Source organism: Thalassospira profundimaris (genome assembly GCF_003326795.1).
Classification (GTDB): Bacteria; Pseudomonadota; Alphaproteobacteria; order Rhodospirillales; family Thalassospiraceae; genus Thalassospira; species Thalassospira profundimaris_C.
This window is the reverse complement of sequence record NZ_JPWI01000005.1, coordinates 196,193-211,917: the sequence shown is the minus strand read 5'-3', so window position 1 is coordinate 211,917 and position 15,725 is coordinate 196,193. Positions and strand designations below refer to the sequence as shown.

The following is a 15,725-nucleotide window of genomic DNA, read 5'->3' as shown; positions in this document are numbered from 1 at the left end:
CTACAGACAAAAAGCCCCGCAGAAATTGCGGGGCTTTTTGTCTGTAAGTTCCAGTTTGACTAGTGACCGATTGGCAGGACCAGCCGCACCCGCAAACCGCCACCCGGCGCATCTTCAAGATGAACTTCGCCGCCATGACCGCGTGCGGAATCACGTGCGATTGTCATGCCAAGACCAACACCGCCGGTCGCCTGGTTTCGGGATTCCTCAAGACGGAAAAACGGTTTGAACACTTCTTCGCGCTTATCTGCCGGAATACCGGGGCCATCATCGTCAAACACGATTTCATAATCCTGTCCGCGACGACCGGCCCGCACCGACAGATTGTTCGCATACCGACCGGCATTGGACATGATGTTGGAAACACAGCGACGCAATGATTGCGGGCGCAGGTCCATTTCCAGACTGTCTTCGATGTGAAGATCAATCTGTTGTCCGTCACGCAATGCCTCGCCGACCTGATCGGTCAGAAGTTTACCGATATCGGTCAGTTCCGCCTTCTCGCCTTCTTCACCGCGCGCGAATGCCAAATAGGCATCGACCATGCGCTCCATATCGATCACGTCCTGTTTAAGTGCGTCGATACCCGGCGATGATTGCTGCATGGCAAGTTCAAGTTTCATCCGCGTCAGCGGTGTGCGCAGATCGTGTGAAACACCGGCCAGAAGTGCTGTTCTTTGCGACAGGTGACGGACGATACGGTCACGCATCGACATGAACGAACTTGCTGCCATGCGGACTTCAGCAGCACCTTCGGGCTTGAAGTCACCGACATTGACACCGCGACCGAACTGATCGGCTGCCTTTGCCAGACGCCGGATCGGGCGGACCTGATTGCGCATGAAGATCACCGCAACCCCATACAGGATCAATGCCGACCCCGCGATCCACATAAAGAAGATATAGGTCGTCGAACTGTAAAGACGCTTGCGCGGGGCGACGATTGAAATCACGCCCTCCTTGAACTGCACGCGAATTTCCAGCCTGCGGTTATCAAGATCAAGATTGAAATAGAACGGACGCTGCACACGCTCGGTCAGGGCAACAAACAATTCTTCTGACACCAGACCAAGTGGCGGTTCGGTTGTTTGTTCCTCAAGGATTTCATCTGGTTCGAAGGCGATATCAAGTTGCATATGCGCGCGCGCAGAATGCTGCAGCCAGACATAATGTTCCTTGTCGGGATATTCGCCGAGATAATCGATCACATAGGCAACGTCACCGGCAAGACCACGGCTCAGTTGACGGGCGACCGTGTCCCAGTGACGCTCGAAGAAAATCAGAACAGTGACGATTTGCAGCAGCAGCATCGGCGTCATCAGGATCAGCAACGACCGTCCAAGAAGGCCCGTCGGCATCAATGACTTGATCCGGCTATTTTGTTCACTACCCAACGTGCAATTCCCTGTTCAATTCATCGCTACTGACAAGACAGATGCCCTGATCAATCGGCATAAAGGACATAGCCCCGACCGCGTACGGTCTGCAAGTATCTTGGTTGTTTCGGGTCTTCTTCGAATTTACGGCGCAAGCGCGTGACTTGTACATCAATACTGCGCGAGGCAGCAGGATCAATCGCATTGCCGCTGATCATTTCATGAAGCTGTTCACGTGACGTCGTTTGCCCGCGGCGCTTGATCAGGGCGGCAAGCAAGGCCTGCTCGGCCGATGTCAGATAGACATGCTCCCCGTCGCGTTGCAGGTTCATCTTGGCCGGGTCGAAACTGAAGCGACCAAAACACACAATCTCTGAGCCCGCAATCTCTGTGACTTCTTCGGTTGGTTCGGGCATTTCGCCGTACCGACGCAGGATGGCCTCGATGCGCAGAACAAGCTCGCGCGGCTCGAACGGTTTGGCAAGGTAATCATCCACCCCGGCTTCAAGTCCGGCGATCCGGTCTTCGGTTTCCGAAAGAGCCGTCAGCAAAAGAATGGGAACCCTGGACCCGGACTCACGCAGGCTGCGCGCCAGATCGACACCCTTTTCACCGGGCATCAGAACATCAAGAACAATCAGATCAAATTGCAATCCGGCCAGACTGGCACGTGCCTGAGCCGCATCGCGCGCAGCCGACACCGAGAACCCGTTTTCACCAAGATAGCGGCTTAACAGATCCCGCAGGCGATCATCATCATCGACCACCAGAATATGCGGCTGATCAACACCAGTCATTGCACGTCCCCAAAGACCGAAACCATTCTGATTAAATGACGAATAACTTGGCGATAAAGTGTTTCAAAAGCGTAAGGATCAAGACATCGGTACCTTGCAGACAAAAATAAAGTGCCCGGCATTTCGACCGCAAGGCACTTTATCTGATCTGGTCACTTAATCACTTATATCGCGATTGCCTGCCCCCCGTCGGCGACAGCAGGCACAGACAGGCTGCGAACTAACCGGCGCGCTGGCGCAGCCCCGTGGGACCTTCATCAGCGAAGCGCTTGCGATCCTCTTCGCCCAGCATGCCAAGCATTACCTTGCGGAATCCCTCGACGGCTTCGGCACCGGCTTCGCGATAGGCCGCAGCAATCAGGGCGCGCTGCTTTTCGGTGAGTTCGCGTTCAAGCGCCTCACCCTTTTCGGTCAGGGTCAAAAGCCGCTGGCGGCGATCCTGCAAACCGGTTCGCTGTTCAATGAACCCTTCGCGCACCAGCTGGCTGAGCACACGTGACAGCGACTGCTTGGTGATTTTCAAAATCGACAACAGGTCGCTGACCGTAATTCCGGGGTTCCGGCTGACGAAATAGATGACCCGATGATGTGCCCGCCCGAAATTATATTGCTCAAGCATCTGGTCCGCGACCGCGGTGAAATCGCGATAGGCATAAAAAAGCAATTCAATGCCCTGCCTAAGCTCTTCTTCCCGCAGAAAAAGCGGATTGACTTTACGTGTAGAGATATCTGCCATGCTTATCCGTTATGTCAGTTATATTGACATATTAATCTATGAATGTTACTTCGACCAGACAAATAAGGACATAAAGTTACGTCCAGGAACGATTTTGAATTGGAATTTGGCAAATGACGACTCCGACCTTTGATAACCGTGATGGTTTTATCTGGTATAATGGTGAACTTAAACCCTGGCGTGAAAGCACTTTGCATGTGCTGAGCCACGCTGTCCATTATGGTAGTGCGGTTTTCGAAGGCGAACGTTGCTATAACGGCAAGGTTTTCAAGCTGGCCGAACATGGCGAACGTCTGATCAAGTCCGGCGAAATTCTGGATATGAAAATCCCCTATGGCGCCAAGGAACTTGATGACGCGGTTATCGAAACCCTTGCCGCCAACAACATTACCGAAGGCTATATCCGTCGTATTGCATGGCGCGGCAGTGAGATGATGGGTGTTTCCGCCCAGACCACGCGCATCAATGTCGCGATTGCCTGCTGGGAATGGCCAAGCTATTTCAAGCCGGAAGAACGCCTGAAAGGTATTCGTCTTGATCTGTCGAAATGGGCACGTCCGGCACCGAACACCGCACCGACCAACGCCAAGGCAGCCGGTCTTTACATGATCTGCACCCTGTCCAAACACGAAGCCGAGCGCAAAGGCTATGCCGATGCCCTGATGCTTGATTATCGTGGTCAGGTGGCAGAAGCGACCGGTGCCAACGTGTTCTTTATCAAGGATGGCAAGATCCATACGCCAAAGCCCGATTGCTTCCTGGATGGCATTACCCGCCGCACCGTCATCGGCCTTGCGAAAGCACGCGGATATGAAGTCATCGAACGCGCCATCATGCCTGAAGAAATGGCAGATTTCGAAGAATGCTTCCTGACCGGCACGGCTGCCGAAGTCACTCCGGTGGCTGAAATCGGCCAGTACAAATTCACCCCGGCAACGGTCTGCAAGACCCTGATGGAAGACTATATGGCGCTGGTCCGTGGCGACAAGGCTGCGGTTGCTGCTGAGTGATTTATTTTTAATAATCACATCGATTATTAGATTTTGCCAAATAATCAACCCGGTCCACTGGACCGGGTTTTTTATTGCCTGCGTGCAAACCGCATGGCTAAGTCACTTTCAACCGCCCTGCGCACCGTCCAAGGTCGAAATCCATGCCCCAAAAGTCTGATGATTTAAAACCCGACCATCAATTGCTCTATCAGACCCACTCGCCCTTTGCCCGCAAAGTGCTGGTCTTTGCCATCGAGGCGGGCCTGCAACAGCGCATCGAGGTCATCCATCACGAAACCAGCCCGACCAACCGCAATGATGCGATCTTTGCCGCCAATCCGCTGGGCAAGGTGCCGGTTCTGGTGCTGCCCGATGGCATGACACTTTATGATTCACTGGTGATTTGCGACTATCTCGATCGCCTGCATGAGGGCCGAAAACTGATCCCGCACAAGGCACCAAAACGGCTGCATGCCTTGCGTTTGCATGCTTTGGCGCAAGGCATGTGCGATGCAGGTGTGCTCTATCGCTGGGAAACGGCGCGCCGCCCGGAACCTTTGCGCTATCCCCCGCTGGCAGAGGGCCAGAAGACCAAACTGATCGAAACATTCAATTATCTTGAAGCCAGTCTTGATCCCAAGCACCCGATCACGATTGGCCATATTGCGCTGGCCACCGGGCTGGAATGGATCGAATTTCGCGCGTTGGCCGATTTCAAAACCGGCCGCCCGAAGCTTTCGCAATGGTATGAGGAATTCGGCACCCGTCCCTCGATGGTTCAAACCCGCTATAGCGGCCAGACCCATGACTAGGGCATTTCGCTGATAAATATCTGCAAAATAAAACCTTTTAAATCCTCATACAATATAGCCCGCTATCGAAGTGATCAGACCAGATCATAAAGATGCGGGCCACAATGGCGACAGGATCGTATGATCAAAAACCGCAAGATCCGCATTTGAACTGCCCTGAAATGACGCAAGCGCAGCAAATCCGGCCCGCGTCCTCATTACAAGGATTGATGCTCTTTTGTAGTAATCATCCTTTATTTGAGATAAAACCCTGAACTACATAATAAGAAATGTATATGAGGGAGCCATGCGGTTCAGGCTGTTCTTCGGGATCATTGCCGCATTGTTTTTCGTCGATGGTTTCGGTGCAGATGCCCGATCATCGGAGCAAAAACGCACCATCAGGATTCCAGTCCAGCAGGCAGATCTGGATGGACTGAATGACTGTATCCTCAGTCGTTCCGACGATTGCCGCAAATGCCGGCAACCAAACCAGTCGAACCTGTCACTTATGAACTATACGCTGCTTCGCGAAGCGCTGTCAGAAGGCGGCTTCGAGGCAGAGGTCCAACCGGTGCACTCCCCGAATTCAGAGCGCAGCCGCAAAATGATCCTGTCGGGTCAGGCGGATATCAAGACCGACTGGATATTCAACATCTCGGTCGATGAAGGCGCCCTTCAAACCGAACCGGTTTTTCTGTCCGGTGAAATTGAAAAGGGCCTTTATGCCCGCCGCAATTTGATTACCCCGGATCGCCAGTTGAACATTCAGGACATCCGAAACTTGCGTGCTGTGGGCATTCGCAGCTGGCGACTGGACTGGCAGGTTCTTGAAAGCCTGTCGCTGGCAAGCCTGAGCACTGCGGCAACCACCAAACAGATGTTTGCGCTTATTGATGCGGGACGTGCCGATTTTACGTTACTTGAGTTCTCGTCACAGGAAGACATGGGACGGCAGGTTGACAGCATCTGGCTTTACCCGATCCAAGGCGTCAAAATATCGCTGCCCGCGACACAGCATTTCATGGTCTCGGCCAGCCTGAGGGATTCAGGCATGGTTGTCGACGCATTGAACCGGGGCATCAAGAGACTGCGCGAAAGCGGTTTTATCCAGCGCTGTCTGGTCAATAGCGGCGTGATAAATCCGGCAGTTGCTTACTGGCAGACGCTGAACGCAACAGCATCAGAAACGATCACAAAACAGGCCCCGACCGTTTCGACGCAGTAAGCCCCTTCACCATATCCGATCCTATCGCGTGAAAGCGGTGAACCGGTTACGGCCACTTTGCTTCGGGCGGAAGCGACATCAGAATGGCTTCGGTGTTGCCACCGGTCATCAGGCCGAAGCGTGTGCCGCGATCATGGAGCAGATTGAACTCGACATAGCGACCGCGTTTGACCAGCTGGGCCTGACGTTCCTCGTCGGTCCAGGATTTGTTGTAATGGCGTGCGACCAGTTTCGGATAGATATCGCGAAACGCCTTGCCGACATCCCGGGTAAAGGCAAAGTCCGCGTCCCAGTCGGCATCAAGATAATCATAGAAAATCCCGCCCACACCGCGCGGTTCATTGCGGTGCGGCAGCCAGAAATATTCATCGCACCACTTTTTGAAACGATCGTAATAGTCATCGCCATGGGCATCACAGGCAGCTTTGAGCGCCCCGTGGAAATCGGCGGTATCGGTTTCTTGCGGGAAGACCGGTGTCAGGTCAGCCCCACCGCCAAACCATGCCTTGGTGGTGACGATATGGCGGGTATTCATATGAACCGCCGGGACATGGGGCGAACAGGGATGGGCGACCAGTGATATGCCCGCTGCCCAGAAATTGGGGTTTTCCGCCGCACCGGGAATTTCGGCCCGGAATTTTTCGGAAAACTCACCATGCACGGTCGAAATATTGACCCCGACCTTTTCAAACACCCGGCCCTTCATGACCGACATTTCGCCGCCGCCCTCATTGGTGCCTCGTTCCCAGACCGTGCGTTCAAACCGACCAGCCGGTCGATCAGAGAGCGGCCCGGTATAGCTGTCTTCCAACGCCTCGAAACTCGCACAGATGTCATCGCGCAACTGACGGAACCATGCCTGTGCGGTTTTCTTGCGCGTTTCAATCAGGGTTGCGTCTGTGCTGCTCATTGCGTCCTCTTTGGAAAACTGTTGGTCTGACGGAGCGCCTCGCCCAGCGTCATCGCGGTTGCCATCGCCACATTGAGCGACCGCATTTCGGGCTTCATCGGGATCACCACGCGGGCATCGACATAATCATGCACCGGATCAGGCACCCCCTTGCTTTCGGAACCCAGCATCAGAATATCGTCAGCGCGAAATTCAAAATCGCAATAGGGTTCCGCCCCCTTGGTGGTCAGCAAAACCAGGCGACCGGGAACCGTGCCGTTGTCGCGTGCTTCAGCGAAGCTGCGCCAGTCGGCATGGCGTATATAATCGGCCTTGTCGAGATAATCCATCCCGGCGCGTTTGAGTGCCGCCGAGGTCAGCAAGAACCCGCAAGGCTCAATGATATCGACGGGCAACCCGAAACAGGCTGCCATCCGCAGAATGGTGCCAGTATTTTGCGGTATGTCGGGTTCAAATAAACAGATTCTCATGGTGCCTGTCGTTATCGGAAAGTGGTCCGGCCGGTTCGGACCATTATCGTATGAATGATCACGACCTTTTACCCCAATTAGACAGGAAGTCGCCAGAAATTGACGGCAATTAATCGCAACCATGCCCGCAGCCCGACTTTCCGGAAGCCTTTGGTCCAGCAGCAGCTGAAAGCATTGGGGTGAATGGGCAGCCCCGCGCCGGTAAAACTTTATAATCCGGTTCAATGGTGTTTCAAACCCGATGTATTTTCGGTATCTTCGGGGATGAATTTCAAAGACGGGTCGAACCGTTTTTTTTCAAGTATCCCGCCTTGCCGTATTCAGGATGTCATATCTGTGCAGGAACCCCACTTTGACCTTAACTGGGATGATTTGAAGCATCTTCTGGTGCTGTCGCGTGAAGGAACCTTGTCGGCGGCAGCCCGGGTTCTTGATACATCGCGTGTGACGGTCAAGGCCCGGATTTCAAATCTTGAAAACAGCATGGGTGTTCGACTGTTTTCCCAGGACAAGTCGGGCTATAAACTGACCCGCGACGGGCGTGATCTGGCCAGCTATGCCGAGGAATGCGAACGCCAGTTGCGTCTTGCCTTTGCCAAGCAAAACAGTCCATCTGCGCCGCGTCTTAAAATCCGTGTCGGTGTGGTTGAGGGTATTGGGAACGGCTATCTGGCGGAAAAACTTTCCTGGTGGCTGCGTGGCCAGAATATTGATTTCGAACTGGTTTCATTGCCCAAACAGGCCCGGATCACCAACCGTGAAGCCGATATCTGTGTAACCCTTGAAGAACCCGAAGGCGAAAATACGATCAAGAAGGTTCTGACCCCCTACACATTGGGGATCTATGCCAGTGAAGGTTATATCGCCGAACACGGGCCACTTAAGGGATCGCAAGATGTGCTTGATCACATGTGGGTCGGCTATGTCCGCGACCATATTTTTTCCCAGACCCTGAATTACCATGAAGAACTTTCACCAAACCTGAAATATGCGTTTCGCGGCACAAGCATGGTGTCGCAGCTGTTTGCGACTTCGGCCGGGCTCGGACTGGGGATTTTCCCGATTTACCTGATTTCGGAATTCAATCTGATCCGGGTCTGCCCGGAAATAGCGTTTGCACGCAAATACTGGATTTCGTCGTCAAGCGACTTGCACCGTTTCCCGGGTCTGATGTCGGTCTGGAAATTTTTGCTTGAGACCTGCCAGAAAGACCGGCGGCTGTTTTACGAAGAAAACTAGCGGGGCCGGATTGCTCCGGCCCCGCCTGTTTTTCACATCAACACGTCTTGGCAGTCCTATTGCGCGTAGATCAGATCGGGTAGCCACAAGGTGATCCATGGCACATAGGTGATCAGGATCAGGGCAACGATCATGATTGCGATGAAGGGCAGGCAGCCCCGCAAGACATCGCGCAACGACATCTTTGAAACACCCATCGCCACAAACAGGTTCAACCCGACCGGCGGGGTGAGCATGCCCACCGAGAAGTTCACAACCGTGATCAGGCCGAAATGCACCGGGTCAATGCCAACCTGGGCTGCAATCGGCTGAAGCAGCGGCGCGAGAACGATGATGGCGGATGCACTATCAAGGAAGAAGCCGGTCACCAGCATGACAATATTGAACAGCGCAGCAACGGTGAAGGGATCACTTGTGTTGCTCAGAACCTGTGAGGACAGGCTGCCCGGTGCGCCGGTAATCGTCAGAAGCCAAGAGAATGCCGATGCACCCGCCGTAATCAGAAGCAGGGTGGCGGCAATCGCACCTGATGATTTCAGGATGCTTTTAAGTTCGGCAAGACCGATCTGCTTATAGATTACCGCACCGACGAACCAGCCATACATGCAGGCAACAGCCGCGGATTCAGTCGGGGTAAAGACACCGGAATAAATGCCGCCCAGAAGCAGGAAGGGCAAGCCAAGGCCCCATGCCGAACGTTTGACTGCAAGAAGGAAGGCCGCACGGGTCGGGAAATCCTGACGGGGATAGCCGCGCCGGATGGCAAAAATCACGCAAGCCGCAATCAGAAGAGCCCCAATCAACAGAGCCGGGCCGACACCACCGGCAAACAGCTTGCCGACCGACGCGCCGGTGACGGACCCATAAATGATCAGACCGATGCTGGGCGGAACAATCGGGCCCAGCGTCCCTGCCACAGTGATCAGACCGATGGCAAAGAAGCGATCATAGCCCGCGGCAACCAGTGCCGGGAACATGATGCTGCCAATCGCAATCACGGTTGCCGGGCTTGATCCCGAAATCGCCCCGAAGAACAGGCATGACAGGACAGTTGCCGCAGCAATCCCGCCCGGGATCCAGCCAACCAGTACGGTTGCCAGGTCGACCAGACGCTGGGACAAGCCACCAATACGCATCAGTTCGGATGCGAGAATGAAGAACGGGATGGCCATCAGCGAGAAATTGTTCATGCCTGCGAACATGCGCATCGGAACAATCACCGGATCAAATGGCCCCCAGAAACCGACGGCGACAACAACGGCAAAGGCCAGTGCCGCGAAGATCGGAAGGCCAAATAGCAGAAGGCCCCCGAATGAAAGCAAGAGTCCTGATAACATTATTCTTTTGCCCTGATAGAAACCGGAATTCAGCTGTTTGCGGGTGCGACCTACATGGCGCGCAGGTTTTCTTCGGATGCCGCGATCTGTTTGCCTTGCAGTAATTGTGCAAGCGCATAGCCATAGCGAAACAGCGACAGGAAACCGGAAACGGGAATGATTGCGTAAACGGCTGAAACGGGGATGCGCAGTGCGGGGGACAACTGACCACGTTCAAGCGTGTTCAGGAAAAGTTTGCCGCCGAAATAGACCAGAGCGAGTGCAAACAAAATCCCCAAGGCAATGGCGATGATCCGAAGGACAGGGATATATCGCGCCGGAACGATGGCATCGAGAAGATCAACCGAGATATGGCTGCCAAGACGGATGCCGATGCTGATGCCGACAAAGCTCATGACGATGATCGCATAGAGCACAACTTCCTCGGCCCAGTAAAGCGGGGCACTGAAGACATAGCGCATGACCACCTGAAGAAATGTCAGGCAAATTGCGACAGCCATCAGAAAGATCATGGATCCGTCTTCGAGGCGGGCAAGGGCCTTGTCAAATTTTTCGAACATTTTGCCGTCCCATTGTCAAAAACCGACTTGCAAGATTGCAGTCTTGCAAGTCGGCCCATCATTTCGAAATGTGCAGATTACTTGGGACCTGCGCCGGTAACTGCATAAATGGAATTGATCAGTTCCGGTGTAACTACATCGGCAAAGGCCTTATGGACAGCGAAACTGCCTTTGATGAAGGCATCCTTTTCAGCATCCGTCAGGCGATGGACTGCGATGTCCGAGCTGATTTTGGAAAGCTGTTCTGCCTCATACTCGTTGGTGAGCTGACGAGCAAGGTCGCGGGCATTGTCGAAGGCGGTCACAACGACGGCACGCAGATCATCAGGAAGCGAGTTCCATGCGTTCTCGCTCATGACTGCGGCATAGCCGTGATAGGCATGTGACGACAGGGTCATGTATTTCTGAACTTCATAGAATTTCATCGCAACGATATTGGCGATCGGGTTTTCCTGACCATCAACAACGCCGGCCTGAAGACCGCCGTAAACTTCGGCAAAGGCCATTGCCGTCGGGTTTGCACCCCATTCGTTGTACTGGGTCAGGATGACCGGTGCCTGCATGGTGCGCATCTTGATGCCGGCAAGGTCTTCGACCGCGGTGATTTCGCGAACATTGTTGGTGATGTTACGGAAACCGGCACCCCAGAAGTTCACGCCATGCATGCCGTGCTGATCAAGGGTATCAAGGATCGAACGACCGACTTCGCCATCAAGAACCTTGACCATCATTTCTTCGCTCGGAAGGATGAAAGGCAGGTCAAGAACCTGAAGTTTCGGTTCGAAGTTGCCCAGGGTCGCGGTCGGCGGAATTGCGATCTGGACCAGATCATTTTGCAGCTGTTCGATGATGTCGACATCGCCACCGAGGCCACCAGCCGGGATCACATTGATCTCGATGCGGCCATTGGATTTTTCTTCGACTTCATTTTCGAATGCGCGTGCTGCCTTACCGTTCGGGGTATCTTCCATAAGAACATGACCGAAGGTAAAGGTGAATTCCTGAGCCATGGCCTGGCTACCGAAACCGGCCATTGCGATTGCAGCAAATGCCGCAAATTTGAACTTGCTGTTCATTGGTGCCTCCGTTCTGATAATTATCTGGTTGGTACAGGTTGTTCGACAAGTTTTCGACCCCGAAGACGATCTGCCATCAGGGGATAATTGGCGCGTGCCTCGATGAGATCGCTCTCAAGCAGTTCGGCCCGAATGGTTTCGGCGGCGAACTGTCCGGCCTGTGCGAGAATGCCACTGTTGGGGGAGACGATCTGGCTCAGGCCAAGGCGTTCCCAGGTCCCGACTTTCTTGCCGAGATCGAGGAAGCCGCAGGCATTGCACGAAACAACAAATGCCTGGTTCTGAATGGCGGTAACGGTCGGAACCGTTTCCCAGAATTTCTTTTTGGTGACCGGGTCCCCTGCGCCGCCTTTGGTGCCGCCCGACCAGAAGGAAGAGGTGACTGCAAGAATTTCTACACCCTGTCTGAAATGTTCCAGTGCAACTTCGGGGAACAGGGTTTCATAGCAGATCACGATCCCGATCTTGCCCAGCGCACAGTCAAAGGTCGTGCGGTTGTAATCCGGGGTGTAATACAGCTTTTCAATGCCGGGGAAGAAACATTTGCGGGTGACACCGACGATGCCTTCCGGTCCGATCAGGGCGGCACTGTTATAAATGGTGCCGACGATCGAAGAACGTTCATTGAAGCCAACGACCGTATAGATGCCAAGAGTCTTTGCGGCCTCGGCAACTGCCTTGAGCTCCGGACCATCAACATCAACGGAACCCTCGTTCCAGAGCCGTTTCAGACCGCCTTCTTCATGTTTGAAAAAGCTGGTCAGGTTGGCTTCGGGAAACACGACAAGATCGCTACCGTTTGATGCCTCGACCTGCATCTGGTTGAGAATGAAAGCAAGATTCTCGGCTATACCACCCAGTTCGACGGGCTGGTGTTGCACCGCGCTTGCTACGACCTTGCTTTGCATGAAGTTCTTACCCTTTGCCTGACAGTTTCCTCGAGGGAGCACTTTGCTCCTGCTTGTTGCGGAAACATTACGAGGCGACAGGAAGGGCGCATAGGTGGGCCAGGCTTGCGCTATATGTAAGAAAACTTACACCATTGTGACATCCGCCGGAATCAAGGCCTGTGAAGCATCCTGACAGTCAACATCGACCGACACGTCGCCTTGAATTTCCGGAAACAAAAACATCGCATTCGCATGACCGGAAAGTTCCGGGAGGATTCGAGCGGTCGCAGGATGACGAATCAGATCGGGAAGGACAGATAATTACCCTTTAACCGCCCTATTAGACTTTTTTGGAATAAGAAAAACCAAAGCAGTAAACCATTGGTTCGTAAAAGGCAGGATACCCGCATTTACGCTAGGTTTTACAGATTTGTGCACTGCAAAACCATATGATCTTATTGAATGCAAACAAATTGCAACTCCAAGTTCTCCTTAACAAACCCGATTTTTGTTAGTATGACGGACCAGAAACAGGGCTAGAGGCTTTTAGCGACTTCATTGTTTGATTTTCATCAAGGGAAATCAGGCAGGGATGTCCTAAGTCTTGCTTTTGGCAATCCACATGCCTGTTTTGGGGGCAGAAAGAGGGATAAATTATGTCGCAAACGGTGCATTCTTCCGGCGATCACCAGCCGGACGAGAACCGCAGGGATTTCCTGACCTTGGCGACCACAGCTGTCGGTGTCGTTGGCACCGGCGTCGCGTTGTGGCCGTTCGTGGACAGCATGAACCCGTCCAAAGATGTTCTCGCACTTGCCTCGGTCGAGGTTAATTTGGCCAACATCGCGGTTGGTCAGGCAGTCAAGGTTATGTGGCGAGGCAAACCGGTCTTTATCCGCCATCGTACCGAACGCGAAATCAATGAAGCCAACGAGGTTGCATTGAACGAGCTCGTCGATCCACAAGCCGACGATGCACGTGTCGAAAAGAAGGAATGGCTGATTGTTGTCGGCGTATGCACCCATCTGGGCTGCATCCCGATGGGCACCGCCACCGGGGAAGCCCGAGGCGATTATGATGGTTGGTACTGTCCGTGCCATGGCTCGCACTATGATACGTCGGGCCGTATCCGCCGTGGTCCTGCGCCGAAGAATCTCGAGGTGCCGACCTACACCTTCCTCACCGACACATCCGTCCGTATCGGCTAAGGAGCTGTATGATGAGCGCACCTCAATGGAATAACAAAGTGGTGAAATGGGTTGATGACCGTCTTCCGGTAATCTCCATGTTGCACCATTCCGCCTATGAATATCCGACCCCGAAAAACCTGTCCTATATGTGGAACTTTGGTTCACTGGCAGGCTTTGTTCTGGTGACCATGATCCTTACCGGGATTTTCCTGGTGATGAACTATACCCCCCATACCAGCATGGCGTTTGAGTCTGTCGAACGTATCATGCGCGATGTGAACCATGGCTGGCTGATCCGCTATATTCACATGAATGGCGCATCGATGTTCTTCATCTGCGTCTTTATCCATATTTTCCGTGGCCTGTATTACGGGTCATACAAAGCACCGCGTGAAATGCTGTGGTGGATCGGCATCCTGATCCTTCTGGCAATGATGGCGACTGCCTTCATGGGCTATGTCCTGCCGTGGGGCCAGATGTCGTTCTGGGGTGCGACGGTTATTACCAACCTGTTCTCTGCCTTCCCGATCATTGGCGATCCGCTGGTGACCTGGCTCTGGGGCGGTTTCTCGGTTGATAACCCGACACTGAACCGGTTCTTCTCGCTGCACTATCTGATGCCGTTCGTCATTCTGGGCCTTGTTGTCCTGCATGTCTGGGCACTGCATAGCGTGCGTTCGAACAACCCGACCGGCGTTGAAATCAAAACCCCGCAGGACAGCATTCCGTTCCATCCGTACTACACGATCAAGGATCTGTTCGGACTGGGCGTGTTCCTGATCTTCTTCTGTGCGTTTGTGTTCTTTGCACCGGATTACCTTGGCCACCCGGATAACTACATCCCGGCCAACCCGCTGGTAACCCCGCCGCACATCGTGCCGGAATGGTACTTCCTGCCGTTCTATGCGATCCTGCGCTCGATTGACTTCACCATCCTTGGCATCCCGGCAAAACTGCTTGGCGTTCTTGCGATGTTTGCGTCAATCGTCATCCTGTTCGTTATTCCGTGGCTTGATACCTCGAAGGTTCGCAGCTCGAAATTCCGTCCGGTTTACAAATGGTTCTTCTGGCTGTTTGTGATTGATACCTTCATCCTCGGCTATTGCGGGGCGAAGGCACCGGATGACTATTTCATGGGAATTCCGGGTCTTAAGGTGATCGTGATGGGCCAGCTTTCGACGCTGTACTACTTCGTGCATTTCCTTGTGGTGATGCCATTGGTCGGGAAGCTTGAACGAACCAAACCGCTTCCGGCAAGCATCAGTGAGTCTGTTTTGAAGGAGGGTGCAAATGCGTAAGTTCGCACTGACCGCAATTGCTGCCGCCTTCGCGGTAACCGCATTCACCGGAACTGCAGCCAGGGCTGCCGGGGATACCCCGGTACCTGCGGCACAGGACTGGAGCTGGCAGGGTCTGTTTGGCACCTATGACCGTGCCCAGCTGCAACGCGGTTTCCAGGTCTATAAAAACGTTTGTGCGGGCTGTCACAGCCTGCGGTTCATTGCCTTCCGTAACCTTGAAGGCATTGGATTTAACGAAGACCAGATCAAGGCGATCGCAGCGGAATATGACATTGAAGACGGTCCGAATGATGATGGTGACATGTTCACCCGTCCGGGCAAGCCGTCCGACTATTTCCCGTCCCCGTTCCCGAACGAAAAGGCTGCTGCTGCTTCGAACGGCGGGGCAATTCCGCCCGATCTTTCCCTGATGACCAAAGCCCGTGTGGCAGGCCCGGATTATGTGTTCGCCCTGCTGACCGGCTATGAGGAAGAAGCCCCTGAAGGCTTCGACCTGTCAGACGGGAAGTCTTACAACCATTATTTCCCGGGCCACCAGATTTCCATGGCGCCGCCGCTTTATGACGAAGCGGTCGAATATAGCGATGGAACACCGGCGACCCTGGAACAGCATTCGCGCGACGTTGTTGCCTTCCTGAACTGGACGGCACAGCCGGAACTTGAAGCACGCAAGGAACTTGGTCTGCAGGTCATCCTGTTCCTGATCGTTCTGACGGCGATGCTTTATGCGCTGAAACGCAAAATCTGGCGCGATATCGAACATTAAGTTCGATCATCACTGCGACGCTTAAAAACAGGCCACCTGATTTCAGGTGGCCTGTTTGTTTTTGCG

16 protein-coding genes are annotated in these 15,725 nt (G+C 53.8%); 7 read left to right on the top strand and 9 right to left on the bottom strand.

Features of this window, described 5'->3' with window-relative positions; translation table 11 throughout:
* Positions 1–59: 59 nt before the first annotated feature.
* The 3 genes from TH30_RS10190 to TH30_RS10180 form a co-directional block, all read right to left on the bottom strand.
* Positions 60–1,394 carry an ATP-binding protein gene (locus TH30_RS10190; RefSeq protein ID WP_258548683.1) on the bottom strand — a complete coding sequence of 445 codons (1,335 nt, stop codon included), beginning with the start codon at positions 1,392–1,394 and terminating at the stop codon, positions 60–62.
* Positions 1,395–1,444: 50 nt separating this feature from the next.
* Positions 1,445–2,173, bottom strand: coding sequence for a response regulator (locus TH30_RS10185; protein ID WP_114097977.1), 729 nt, complete (start codon positions 2,171–2,173; stop codon positions 1,445–1,447).
* Positions 2,174–2,393: 220 nt separating this feature from the next.
* Positions 2,394–2,909, bottom strand: coding sequence for a MarR family winged helix-turn-helix transcriptional regulator (locus TH30_RS10180; protein WP_114097976.1), 516 nt, complete (start codon positions 2,907–2,909; stop codon positions 2,394–2,396).
* 113 nt (positions 2,910–3,022) lie between these two features.
* Between TH30_RS10180 and TH30_RS10175 the strand changes: the two genes are divergently transcribed.
* The 3 genes from TH30_RS10175 to TH30_RS10165 all read left to right on the top strand — a co-directional run bounded on the left by TH30_RS10175 (position 3,023) and on the right by TH30_RS10165 (position 5,920).
* Positions 3,023–3,919: a branched-chain amino acid aminotransferase gene (locus TH30_RS10175; protein WP_114097975.1), complete on the top strand. Its 897-nt coding sequence runs from the start codon at positions 3,023–3,025 to the stop codon at positions 3,917–3,919.
* A 143-nt stretch (positions 3,920–4,062) separates the two neighbouring features.
* Positions 4,063–4,713 (top strand): glutathione S-transferase family protein, encoded by a 651-nt coding sequence (locus tag TH30_RS10170; RefSeq protein ID WP_114097974.1) that lies wholly within the window; start codon positions 4,063–4,065, stop codon positions 4,711–4,713.
* A gap of 286 nt (positions 4,714–4,999) precedes the next feature.
* Positions 5,000–5,920 (top strand): hypothetical protein, encoded by a 921-nt coding sequence (locus tag TH30_RS10165; RefSeq protein WP_114097973.1) that lies wholly within the window; start codon positions 5,000–5,002, stop codon positions 5,918–5,920.
* Between the two features lie 46 nt (positions 5,921–5,966).
* On the opposite strand, the gene hemF is transcribed toward TH30_RS10165, so the two are convergent.
* Entirely contained in the window at positions 5,967–6,830 is an 864-nt protein-coding gene (hemF, locus tag TH30_RS10160; protein WP_114097972.1) for an oxygen-dependent coproporphyrinogen oxidase, read from the bottom strand.
* On the bottom strand, positions 6,827–7,300 hold the full coding sequence (locus TH30_RS10155) for a tRNA (cytidine(34)-2'-O)-methyltransferase (RefSeq protein WP_114097971.1): 474 nt from the start codon (positions 7,298–7,300) through the stop codon (positions 6,827–6,829). The genes hemF and TH30_RS10155 overlap by 4 nt, the downstream gene beginning before the upstream one ends.
* 336 nt (positions 7,301–7,636) lie before the next feature.
* Between TH30_RS10155 and TH30_RS10150 the strand changes: the two genes are divergently transcribed.
* The gene (locus TH30_RS10150) at positions 7,637–8,539 is read left to right on the top strand and encodes a LysR family transcriptional regulator (protein ID WP_181850220.1); all 903 of its coding nucleotides are present in this window, start codon (positions 7,637–7,639) and stop codon (positions 8,537–8,539) included.
* Positions 8,540–8,595: 56 nt separating this feature from the next.
* Here the strand turns inward: TH30_RS10150 and TH30_RS10145 are convergent, their stop codons facing one another.
* The 4 genes from TH30_RS10145 to TH30_RS10130 form a co-directional block, all read right to left on the bottom strand.
* On the bottom strand, positions 8,596–9,876 hold the full coding sequence (locus TH30_RS10145; protein ID WP_114097969.1) for a TRAP transporter large permease: 1,281 nt from the start codon (positions 9,874–9,876) through the stop codon (positions 8,596–8,598).
* Between the two features lie 50 nt (positions 9,877–9,926).
* The gene (locus TH30_RS10140) at positions 9,927–10,436 is read right to left on the bottom strand and encodes a TRAP transporter small permease (protein ID WP_114097968.1); all 510 of its coding nucleotides are present in this window, start codon (positions 10,434–10,436) and stop codon (positions 9,927–9,929) included.
* A 77-nt stretch (positions 10,437–10,513) separates the two neighbouring features.
* Complete coding sequence (locus TH30_RS10135; protein WP_114097967.1) at positions 10,514–11,512, bottom strand: TRAP transporter substrate-binding protein; 999 nt, start codon at positions 11,510–11,512, stop codon at positions 10,514–10,516.
* 20 nt (positions 11,513–11,532) lie between these two features.
* Positions 11,533–12,420: a carbon-nitrogen hydrolase family protein gene (locus TH30_RS10130; protein ID WP_114097966.1), complete on the bottom strand. Its 888-nt coding sequence runs from the start codon at positions 12,418–12,420 to the stop codon at positions 11,533–11,535.
* Between the two features lie 638 nt (positions 12,421–13,058).
* Between TH30_RS10130 and petA the strand changes: the two genes are divergently transcribed.
* From petA to TH30_RS10115, 3 genes are read left to right on the top strand one after another with little or no spacing between them, the layout of a single operon-like run.
* Positions 13,059–13,610 carry a ubiquinol-cytochrome c reductase iron-sulfur subunit gene (petA, locus tag TH30_RS10125; protein ID WP_114097965.1) on the top strand — a complete coding sequence of 184 codons (552 nt, stop codon included), beginning with the start codon at positions 13,059–13,061 and terminating at the stop codon, positions 13,608–13,610.
* Positions 13,611–13,618: 8 nt separating this feature from the next.
* Positions 13,619–14,890 carry a cytochrome b gene (locus TH30_RS10120; RefSeq protein WP_181850219.1) on the top strand — a complete coding sequence of 424 codons (1,272 nt, stop codon included), beginning with the start codon at positions 13,619–13,621 and terminating at the stop codon, positions 14,888–14,890.
* The gene (locus TH30_RS10115) at positions 14,883–15,659 is read left to right on the top strand and encodes a cytochrome c1 (protein ID WP_114097963.1); all 777 of its coding nucleotides are present in this window, start codon (positions 14,883–14,885) and stop codon (positions 15,657–15,659) included. The genes TH30_RS10120 and TH30_RS10115 overlap by 8 nt, the downstream gene beginning before the upstream one ends.
* The last annotated feature ends 66 nt before the right edge of the window (positions 15,660–15,725 follow it).